This window comes from Streptomyces sp. NPDC052012 (assembly GCF_040689265.1).
Taxonomy (GTDB): Bacteria; Actinomycetota; Actinomycetes; order Streptomycetales; family Streptomycetaceae; genus Streptomyces.
On record NZ_JBFAXA010000008.1, the window covers coordinates 200,806 to 211,374 of the forward strand.

The window sequence follows — 10,569 nt, forward strand, 5'->3', positions numbered from 1 at the left end:
GGACCGCCTGGGGAGGCCCCAGCGTCGATCCGGAGAGAAGAGCGAAGTTGTCCCCGACCAGCGAGACCGCGAAGGGCGGCCGCCGACTCGTCATCGTCGAGTCGCCTGCCAAGGCGAAGACGATCAAGGGCTATCTCGGCCCTGGCTACACCGTCGAGGCGAGCGTCGGACACATTCGCGACCTTCCCAACGGCGCCGCTGAGGTGCCCGAGAAGTACACCGGCGAGGTCCGCCGCCTCGGTGTGGACGTCGAACACGACTTCCAGCCGATCTATGTGGTCAACGCGGACAAGCGGGCCCAGGTCAAGAAGCTCAAGGACCTGCTGAAGGAGTCCGACGAGCTCTTCCTCGCCACCGATGAGGACCGCGAGGGCGAGGCCATCGCCTGGCACCTGCAGGAAGTCCTCAAGCCGAAGATCCCGGTCAAGCGGATGGTGTTCCACGAGATCACCAAGGACGCGATCCGCGAGGCCGTGGCCAACCCGCGTCAGCTCAACCAGAAGCTGGTCGACGCCCAGGAGACCCGCCGCATCCTCGACCGTCTCTACGGCTACGAGGTCTCGCCGGTCCTGTGGAAGAAGGTCATGCCGCGGCTGTCCGCCGGCCGTGTCCAGTCCGTCGCCACGAGGCTCGTGGTGGAGCGGGAACGCGAGCGCATCGCGTTTCGTTCTGCTGAGTACTGGGACCTGACCGGCACCTTCGCGACCGGCCGCGCAGGGGACGCGTCGGACCCGTCGTCGCTGGTCGCCCGTCTGCAGTCCGTCGACGGCAGGCGGGTCGCGCAGGGCCGCGACTTCGACTCCCTGGGACAACTGAAGAGCGCGAACACCCTCCACCTCGACGAGGCGAACGCCCGCGCGCTCGCCGCCGCCCTGGAGAACACGCGGTTCGCCGTGCGTTCCGTCGAGTCCAAGCCGTACCGCCGCTCGCCGTACGCCCCGTTCCGTACGACGACGCTGCAGCAGGAGGCGAGCCGCAAGCTCGGCTTCGGCGCGAAGGCCACCATGCAGATCGCGCAGAAGCTGTACGAGAACGGCTACATCACCTATATGCGTACGGACTCGACGACCCTGAGCGACACGGCGATCGCCGCCGCCCGCGCCCAGGTCACGCAGTTGTACGGCGCCGACTACCTGCCGCCGCAGCCCCGCACCTACGCGGGCAAGGTCAAGAACGCGCAGGAGGCGCACGAGGCGATCCGCCCCTCGGGCGACCGCTTCCGCACGCCCGCCGAGACCGGGCTGACCGGCGACCAGTTCAAGCTGTACGAGCTGATCTGGAAGCGCACGGTCGCGTCCCAGATGAAGGACGCGACGGGCAACTCGGTCACGGTGAAGATCGGCGGCACCGCGTCCGACGGCCGCGACGTCGAGTTCACCGCGTCCGGCAAGACGATCACCTTCCACGGCTTCCTGAAGGCCTACGTCGAGGGCGCCGACGACCCGAACGCCGAGCTCGACGACCGCGAGCGCCGGCTGCCGCAGGTCGGCGAGGGCGACGCCCTGACCGCCGAGGAGATCACGGTCGACGGGCACGCCACCAAGCCCCCGGCCCGCTACACCGAGGCCTCGCTGGTCAAGGAGCTGGAGGAGCGCGAGATCGGCCGCCCGTCGACGTATGCGTCGATCATCGGCACGATCCTGGATCGCGGCTATGTGTTCAAGAAGGGCACGGCGCTCGTGCCGTCCTTCCTGTCCTTCGCCGTGGTCAACCTGCTGGAGAAGCACTTCGGCCGGCTCGTCGACTACGACTTCACCGCCAGGATGGAGGACGACCTCGACCGCATCGCCCGCGGTGAGGCGCAGGCCGTGCCGTGGCTGAAGCGGTTCTACTTCGGCGAGGGCACGCACAACGGCGGTGCGGCCGAGGCGGGCAACGGCGACGGTGACCACCTGGGCGGCCTCAAGGAACTGGTGACCGACCTGGGCGCCATCGACGCCCGCGAGGTGTCGACGTTCCCGGTCGGCAACGACATCGTGCTGCGGGTCGGGCGCTACGGCCCGTACATCGAGCGCGGCGAGAAGGACACCGAGCAGCACCAGCGCGCGGACATCCCGGCCGACCTGGCACCCGACGAGCTGACGGTCGAGCTGGCCGAGGAGCTGCTGGCCAAGCCGAGCGGCGACTTCGAGCTGGGCACCGACCCCGCGACCGGGCACACGATCGTCGCCAAGGACGGCCGCTACGGCCCCTACGTCACGGAGATCCTCCCCGAGGGCACCCCGAAGACGGGCAAGAACGCGGTGAAGCCGCGCACGGCGTCCCTGTTCAAGTCGATGTCCCTGGACACGGTGACGCTCGACGACGCCCTGAAGCTGATGTCGCTGCCGCGCGTGGTCGGCGTCGACTCCGACGGCCAGGAGATCACCGCGCAGAACGGCCGCTACGGCCCGTACCTGAAGAAGGGCACGGACTCGCGCTCGCTGCAGTCCGAGGACCAGCTCTTCACGATCACGCTGGAGGAGGCTCAGGCGATCTACGCCCAGCCCAAGCAGCGTGGGCGGGCGGCCGCCAAGCCGCCGCTGAAGGAGCTGGGCGAGGACCCGGTCAGCGGCAAGCCGGTCGTGGTGAAGGACGGCCGCTTCGGCCCGTACGTCACCGACGGGGAGACCAACGCCACGCTGCGCTCCGGCGACAGTGTGGAGACGATCACCCCGGAGCGCGGCTTCGAGCTGCTCGCGGAGAAGCGGGCGAAGGGCCCGGCCAAGAAGACCGCGAAGAAGGCGACCACCAAGAAGACGGCCGCCAAGAAGGCTCCGGCGAAGAAGGCGACGGCCGCCAAGAAGACCGCCGCGAAGAAGACGACGACCGCGAAGAAGACGGCGAGCGCGTCGACCGCGGCGAAGAAGACGGCCGCGCGGAAGGCGACCGCCTCGAACGGCGCGGAGGACTGAGCCCCTCTCAGAGCCCGTCCGCTTCGTCCGCCTCGCGGTGAGGCTCTTCGCCGCAGGTTCGCAATGCGAACGCCCCGGCAACACTTCGGTGTCGGGGCGTGCGCATGTCAGGATGGGCGCCCCGGGCTGTCGGTGCGGGCCGATAGGCTGAAAGCATGACGCGAGCCGAGCAGCCAACGGCCCCTCAACCGGCCCCCGACGACGCCCTGGTCGCGGACTCCCGCGAGCGCGCCGTCCGCGCGCTACTGCGCCGGCCGCAACTGAAGCGGCTGTGGAGCGCGCAGCTCGTGGGCGGTGTCGGCGACACCCTCGCCCTCCTCGTGCTGGTCCTCCTCATGGTCCAGGCGGCGGTCGCCGAGGGCTCCTTCGGCGGTGGCTACCGAGGCGTGGCGTTCGCAGTGGCGACCGTTTTCGCGGTGCGGATTCTCGCCACCCTGCTGTTCGGCGCGGTCCTCCTGGGCCCGCTCACCTCACTCACCTCGCACGACGGCCCGCTGGACCGCCGCTGGACCATGGTCGGCGCGGACGGTGTACGGGCCGCGCTGCTGATCGTCGCGCCCCTGTGGATCGACTGGACGCCCGAGGACGCTCCGGCCGTCCTCCTCGTCACCGCCTTCGTCACGTCGGTGGCCGAGCGGTTCTGGACGGTGTGCCGCGAGAGCGCGGCGCCCGCGCTGCTGCCCGCCCCGCCCCCGGAGGGCGCCTCGATCCGGCCCCTGCCGGACCACATGGACGCCCTGCGCCGCCTGTCGCTGCGCACCGGCTTCGTCGCGGTGCCGCTGGCGGGGCTCGCGCTCGTGGTGGCGTCGCTGTTCAACAACCTGCTGGGAACCGGGATCGCGTGGTTCGGCGAGCACCAGGCGGCCCTCGCCTCGTACGTCGCCGCCGGACTGTTCGCCGCGTCGCTGTCCGTGGTGACCTTCCTGGAGCTGCCCGACACGCGCACCCCGCGCGCGCGGTCGCCGCTGGAGGGGCTGCGCCGGCCCAAGAGCGCCACGGGCTCCGACAAGGGCCGCACCGGCGCCATACCGCTGCTGGTGTTCGCGTCCGCGTCCGTCGCCGCCGCCGTGTCGGCCGGTGTCGCGGTGTCGGTGCTGCACGCCAAGGACCTGGGCGGCGGCCCCGTCCTCTTCGGTCTGATGGTGGGAGCGCTGACCGGTGGTGTCGTCCTCGGCATCCGTACGGCGCCGTCCCTGCTGCCCGCCCTGTCGCGGCGCCGCCTGCTCGCGCTGGCCCTCGCCTTCACCGGCGTCGCGCTGCTCGCCTCCGGCCTGGTGCCGGACGTCACCAGCGTGCTGCTGATCATGGCGCTGGCCGGTGCCGGCGCGGGCGTGGCGGCCAACGCCGGGCACACCCTGCTCGACCAGGAGACCGAGGACCAGCGGCGGGCCCGGACCACGGAACATCTGCACGCGGTCGTGCGCGTCTTCGTGGCGCTCGGCGCGGTGATCGCCCCGCTGGTGGCCGCGGGCATCGGACCGCACCGGCTGGAGAGCGGCCGGTTCGTGTTCGCGCACGGCGGAGCCGCGTTCACCCTGATGCTGGTGGGCGCGCTGCTGCTGCCGGTGGCCGCCCTCGTGCTGGCCAAGGTCGACGACCGCTCCGGAGTGCCGCTGCGCCACGACCTGCGCGACGCGCTGCGCGGCGGCGACGACCCGGAGCAGCGGCCCGCCGCCTCCGGCTTCTTCATCGCCCTGGAGGGCGGCGACGGCGCCGGGAAGTCCACCCAGGCCGAGGCGCTCGCCGAGTGGATCCGGGCCAAGGGCCACGAGGTGGTCCTCACCCGCGAGCCCGGTGCGACGCCGGTCGGCAAGCGGCTGCGGTCGATCCTGCTGGACGTGTCGAGCGCCGGCCTCTCGCACCGCGCGGAGGCCCTGCTCTACGCCGCCGACCGGGCCGAGCACATCGACACCGTCGTACGACCCGCCCTGGAGCGCGGTGCGGTCGTCATCTCCGACCGGTACATCGACTCCTCGGTGGCCTACCAGGGCGCCGGGCGCGACCTGTCACCGACCGAGATCGCCCGGATCAACCGCTGGGCGACCGACGGGCTGGTCCCGAACCTCACCGTGCTGCTGGACGTGGCGCCGGAGACCGCGCGTGAGCGGTTCACCGAGGCGCCGGACCGGCTGGAGTCCGAGCCGGCCGAGTTCCACGCACGCGTGCGGGCCGGTTTTCTGACCCTGGCCGCCGCCGCCCCCGGCCGGTACCTGGTGGTCGACGCGGGCCAGGAGCCGGAGGCGGTGACCACGGTCATCCGGCACCGCCTCGACCAGGTGCTGCCGCTGTCCGAGGCCGAGATCGCCGCGCGTGAGGAGGCGCGCCGCAAGGCCGAGGAAGAGGCCCGGCGGCGTGCCGAGGAGGAGGCGGCCCGCAAGGCCGAGGAGGAGCGCCTGGAGCGCGAGCGCCAGGAGCAGCTGGCGCGGCTGCGTGCCGAGGAGGAGGAGCGCAAGCGGCGCGAGCTGGAGGAGGCGCAGCGACGCGAGGCCGAGCGGCAGGCCGAGGAGGCCCGCAGGCGGGCCGAGGAAGCGCGTCGGCGTGCCGAGGAGGAGCGCCAGCGGCTCCTCGCCGAGGAGCAGGCGCGGGCGGAGGAGGAGGCCCGGCGCCGCGCGGAGGAGGAACGCCGCCGCAAGCAGGCCGAGGAAGAGGCCCGGCTGCGCGCCGAGGCGGAGGCACAGCGCCTGGAGAAGCAGCGCAAGGCCGAGGAGGCCCTGCTGCGGGCCGAGGAGGCCCGGCGCCTCGCGGAAGCGGCGGCTGCCGCGGCCCAGGCGGGGCCGAAGCGTGTGGCACCAGGGTCCGCTTCGGCGGCCCCGCAGGGGGCGCCGGCCCCGGACGCGGCGACCCGGGACGCGGCGACGGTCCCGACGCCGGTGCCTCCCGTGGCGCCGCCGGACGGGCCGAGTGGCGGTGGGGCGGACGAGACGACGGTGCTTCGGCGGGTGCCCGACGAGGGGGAGGACGCAGGCGCCGGAGCGCAGGGGCCTGGTGTCTCCGAGTCCGAGGTGACGGCGGAACTGCCGAAGCCGCCGGTCCCGCCGGGGGCGACCGACGAGACGGCGGTGCTGCCGCCGGTCAGCCCGAGGGCCGGGGCCGGTGCCGGTGACGACACGGAGGTCCTGCCTCCTGTCCGGCCGGACGCCGCCGACGAGACGGCGGTGCTGCCGCCTGTTCCGCCGGGCGCGGCCGACGAGACGGCGGTGCTGCCTCCGGTGCGTGGGGAGGGTGACCGACCGGGCCAGGCTTCCGCGGACCGTGTCCCACCGGGCTACTTCCGTGACGAGCACCCGGCGAACCCGGCCGACGGAACGGAGGGCAGCACGCGCGAGCTGCCCCAGATCGACGCCGAGCCCGCCCCCCGCAGACGCCGCCGGCGCTCGGACTGGGCCGAGGAGACCCCCCTCGACGACCTGCCGACTCTGGCGGACGAACTGCTGGGCCCGCACGAGGACGACCAGGGCGACGAACGGGGGCGGGGCGGCGGGCGCCGCCGCTGACCGCCGACCGGCGACGGCCGCTGCGCGCGGCCGCCGACCGCGACCGAGGGCGACGGCAGCCGTCCGTTGCTGCTTGCTGTACGTGCCTGCGACGTGCCGGTCTTGCGCCGGCACGCCGGTCTCGCGCTCCCGCCGTGGTCTCGCGCTCCCGTCGTGGCCGGCGCTTCCAGCGTGGCCTGCGCTCCCGTGGTGGGGGTGCCGTGCTCTCGTGGTGGGGCCGCGCGCTCCCGTCGTGGCCGGCGCTTTCAGCGTGGCCAGCGCGCTCCGGTGGTGGGGTGCCGCCTTCTCGTCGTGGAGGCAGGCTCCTGGCGGGGTCCTGCGGCGTGGCTCGCCGGGTCTGCGCGGCTGTTGGCAGTTGTTCGCCGTCGTCCGACGCGGCCGTGGGCCGGGCCGGCCCTCGCTGCCACCTGGCCTCCGCCGTCACCCGGGCGCCCCGTGCTGTCCCTTGCCGCTCCCCGGCCGCAGCCTTCGGTGTTCCCCGGTCCGCAGCCTCCGGCGCTCCCGGGCCGCAGCCCTCTGCGCTCCCGCAGCCCTCGCCGCTGCCCGGCCCGCGGCACCTCGGCGGTCCGCGTTGTCAGTGGGCACCCCCACAATGGATTGCGCAGGGCGAATGTGAACGAAGGGCGGCGTGATTCATGACCGTGTGGGACGACCTCGTCGGGCAGGAGCGGGTGAGTGCGCAGCTCGACGCCGCCGCTCGGGACGCCGACGCGCTCGTCACCGCCGCGGCGGCCGACGCCCCTCCGCCCGAGGCGTCGAAGATGACGCACGCCTGGCTGTTCACCGGCCCGCCCGGCGCGGGACGCAACCAGGCGGCGCGTGCCTTCGCCGCCGCGCTGCAGTGCGTCAGCCCGGACCGCGCTCTGGGCGGATCCCCCGGCTGCGGTTTCTGCGACGGCTGCCACACCGCGCTGGTCGGCACGCACGCCGACGTCACCACCGTCGCCGCAGTCGGCGCCGAGATCCTCGTGAAGGACATGCGCGACACGGTGCGCAAGTCGTTCACCGCCCCGGCGAACGGCCGCTGGCAGATCATCCTCGTCGAGGACGCCGAGCGGCTGAACGAGAAGTCCGCCAACGCCGTCCTCAAGGCCGTCGAGGAGCCCGCCCCCCGTACGGTCTGGCTGCTGTGCGCCCCGTCCATCGAGGACGTGCTGCCGACGATCCGCTCCCGCTGCCGCCACCTCAACCTGAGCACGCCGTCCGTGGACGCCGTGGCCGACATGCTCGTACGCCGCGAGGGGATCGAACCCGAGGTCGCCGCCGCCGTGGCCCGCGCCACCCAGGGCCACGTCGACCGGGCCCGCCGCCTGGCCACCGACCCCGCCGCCCGTGAGCGCCGCGCCGCCGTGCTGAAGCTGCCGTTGCGGGTCGAGGACATCGGCGGCGCGCTGAGGGCGGCGCAGGAGCTCGTGGACGCCGCCGCCGAGGACGCCAAGCAGCTCGCCGAGGAGATGGACACCAAGGAGACCGACGAGCTGAAGGCCGCACTCGGTGCCGCCCAGGGCGGCCGGCTGCCGCGCGGCACGGCGGGCGTGGTCAAGGAACTGGAGGACATGCAGAAGCGCCGCAGAACGCGCACCCAGCGCGACAGCCTGGACGTGGCGCTGACCGACCTCACCAGCTTCTACCGCGATGTGCTCGCCCTCCAGCTCGGCTCCCGCGTCGCCATCGCCAACACCGAGGTGCAGGACGCCCTGGACCGCCTGGCCCGCGGCAGCTCCCCGGAGTCGACGCTGCGCCGCATCGAGGCGATCGCCGCCTGCCGTGACGCCCTGGACCGCAATGTGGCCCCGCTCCTCGCGGTGGAGGCGATGACGATGGCCCTGAGAGCCGGCTGAAAGGTCTGGCCGCCTGGAACCCCCGAGGGGGCATCGTCGTAACTCGTACGAGGCACGCGCCGCACGCACGGCACTCAGGTCATTGCGCAGAGTTACGCTCGCAAGATGTACACAAGGCGCACTCTCCGCAGGACACGTACCGGAGCGACACTGCTCGCCGTCGCCGCACTGCTGGTCGCCGGCTGCTCCTCCGGGAGCACGACGAGCAGCGCGAGTTCGGCAGGCCCGGCGGCGGAGGCGGCGGCGCTCAAGCCGCTGCCCAGCTCCACACCGGCGGCGCTCACGCCGTACTACGAGCAGAAGCCGAGGTGGCGCGACTGCGGCGCCCCCGGCTTCCAGTGCGCCACGCTGAAGGCCCCGCTCGACTACGCCGAACCGTCCGCCGGGGACGTGCGCCTCGCCGTGTCCCGCAAGAAGGCCACCGGCCCGGGCAAACGGCTGGGCTCGCTGCTGGTGAACCCCGGGGGGCCGGGCGGCTCGGCGATCGGGTACCTCCAGTCGTACGCCGGTGTCGGCTATCCGGCCGAGGTGCGGGCCCGCTACGACATGGTGGCCGTCGACCCGCGGGGCGTGGCCCGCAGCGAGCCCGTCGAATGCCTCGACGGGCCCGAGATGGACGCCTACACGCGGACGGACGTCACCCCGGACGACGAGCGGGAGACGGACACGCTGGTGGAGGCGTTCCGCACGTTCGCCGAGGGCTGCGGCGCGGACGCGCCGAGGCTGCTGCGCCATGTGTCCACGGTGGAGGCGGCGCGGGACATGGACATCGTGCGGGCGGCGCTCGGCGACGAGAAGCTGACCTACGTGGGCGCCTCCTACGGCACCTTCCTCGGCGCGACGTACGCGGGGCTCTTCCCGGACCGGGCGGGCCGGCTGGTGCTGGACGGCGCGCTGGACCCCTCGCTGCCCGCGCGGCGGCTGAACCTCGAACAGACGGCGGGCTTCGACACGGCGTTCACCGCCTTCGCGAAGGACTGCGTGCGGCAGAGCGACTGCCCGCTCGGCGGCGCGGGCACGTCCCCAGAGACGGTCGGCAAGAACCTGAAGTCCTTTTTCACCGAACTGGACGCCCGGCCCATCCCCGCCGGCGACGCCGACGGCCGTAGGCTCACCGAGTCCCTGGCCACCATGGGCGTGATCGCGGCGATGTACGACGAGGGGGCCTGGCAGCAGCTGCGCGAGGCGCTCACCTCGGCGATGAAGGAGAACGACGGCTCGGGACTCCTGCTGCTGTCCGACAGCTATTTCGAGCGCGAGGCCGACGGCGCCTACACCAACCTGATGTTCGCCAACGCTGCCGTGAACTGCCTGGACCTCCCGCCCGCCTTCGCATCCCCGGACGAGGTGCGCGAGGCACTTCCCGACTTCGAGAAGGCGTCCCCCGTCTTCGGCGAGGGCCTGGCGTGGGCCGCGCTGAACTGCGCCTACTGGCCGGTGGAGGCCACGGGCGAGCCGCAGCGCATCGAGGCGAAGGGCGCGGCGCCGATCGTGGTCGTCGGCACCACCCGCGACCCGGCGACCCCGTACCGCTGGGCCCAGGCCCTGGCCGGCCAGCTCTCCTCGGCCCGCCTCCTCACCTACGAGGGCGACGGTCACACGGCGTACGGCCGGGGCAGCGAGTGCATCGACTCCACGATCAACACCTACCTCCTCCGCGGCACCCCGCCCACGGACGGAAAGCGCTGCTCATAGCGGCCGCGCCAGCCCCCGGAGGCGGGCCGCGGCCCCCGCCTCCGGGGCAGGTACGAAGCACCCCACGAAACTGTGTAGACTTACCGACGTTGCTGATCGCACCATGGTGCGCACGGCGCGCCGCCTTAGCTCAGATGGCCAGAGCAACGCACTCGTAATGCGTAGGTCTCGGGTTCGAATCCCGAAGGCGGCTCCACTTGAGACCCCGGGTCGGATGGCTTCCGACCTGGGGTTTTCGCGTTCAGCGGAGATAGCGTCCGGACGGCGGGCCGGGTTGCGTTCGTCATGCGGGCGCGCGTCTCTCGCCGCACTCTGGTGCCATGGCCGGTGATCAGCCCATCGTGATCTATCCGCCCGCCTCGGACGGTGGGCGGCGGGTTCGTGCGGGCGGGAAGTTTCTGGGGATGGCGTACGGGCTGCTCGACGTCGTCGAATTCCTGCGGCTCGCGGGGCTGGAGGACGTCGACGACGACTGGGTGCGGCAGTCCGAACTGGTCGAGTGGCGGGGCGGGGGGCCTGGGCACTGGGTGGCCTGAGCGGTGGAGCTTCCCGGAGGGACCCTCGCCGGCAAACCCGGACTGTGAATGAGGAGCCCGGACCCGTGGACCAGGAGCCCTGACCCGCGGACGAGGGGCCCGGTCGTTC

5 protein-coding genes and 1 tRNA gene are annotated in these 10,569 nt (G+C 73.1%); all 6 read left to right on the forward strand.

What is annotated here, in order from left to right:
• The first annotated feature begins 47 nt into the window (after positions 1–47).
• The 6 genes from topA (at position 48) to AB0412_RS17065 (ending at position 10,460) form a co-directional block, all read left to right on the forward strand.
• Positions 48–2,894 carry a type I DNA topoisomerase gene (gene topA, locus AB0412_RS17040; RefSeq protein WP_366403357.1) on the forward strand — a complete coding sequence of 949 codons (2,847 nt, stop codon included), beginning with the start codon at positions 48–50 and terminating at the stop codon, positions 2,892–2,894.
• 155 nt (positions 2,895–3,049) lie between these two features.
• Entirely contained in the window at positions 3,050–6,388 is a 3,339-nt protein-coding gene (gene tmk, locus AB0412_RS17045) for a dTMP kinase (RefSeq protein ID WP_366403358.1), read from the forward strand.
• A 635-nt stretch (positions 6,389–7,023) separates the two neighbouring features.
• Positions 7,024–8,229, forward strand: a complete 1,206-nt coding sequence (locus AB0412_RS17050) for a DNA polymerase III subunit delta' (protein ID WP_366403359.1) — start codon at positions 7,024–7,026, stop codon at positions 8,227–8,229.
• Positions 8,230–8,334: 105 nt separating this feature from the next.
• Positions 8,335–9,924 carry an alpha/beta hydrolase gene (locus AB0412_RS17055; protein WP_366403360.1) on the forward strand — a complete coding sequence of 530 codons (1,590 nt, stop codon included), beginning with the start codon at positions 8,335–8,337 and terminating at the stop codon, positions 9,922–9,924.
• 119 nt (positions 9,925–10,043) lie between these two features.
• Positions 10,044–10,120: transfer RNA gene (locus AB0412_RS17060), tRNA-Thr, on the forward strand.
• Positions 10,121–10,244: 124 nt separating this feature from the next.
• Entirely contained in the window at positions 10,245–10,460 is a 216-nt protein-coding gene (locus tag AB0412_RS17065) for a hypothetical protein (RefSeq protein ID WP_366403361.1), read from the forward strand.
• The last annotated feature ends 109 nt before the right edge of the window (positions 10,461–10,569 follow it).

What these genes read in the sequence shown, in the direction of transcription:
- AB0412_RS17050 (WP_366403359.1), top strand. Translation starts at nt 7,024, where the DNA reads ATGACCGTGTGGGACGACCTCGTCGGGCAGGAGCGGGTGAGTGCGCAG.
- AB0412_RS17065 (WP_366403361.1), top strand. Translation starts at nt 10,245, where the DNA reads ATGGCCGGTGATCAGCCCATCGTGATCTATCCGCCCGCCTCGGACGGT.
- tmk (WP_366403358.1), top strand. Translation starts at nt 3,050, where the DNA reads ATGACGCGAGCCGAGCAGCCAACGGCCCCTCAACCGGCCCCCGACGAC.
- AB0412_RS17055 (WP_366403360.1), top strand. Translation starts at nt 8,335, where the DNA reads ATGTACACAAGGCGCACTCTCCGCAGGACACGTACCGGAGCGACACTG.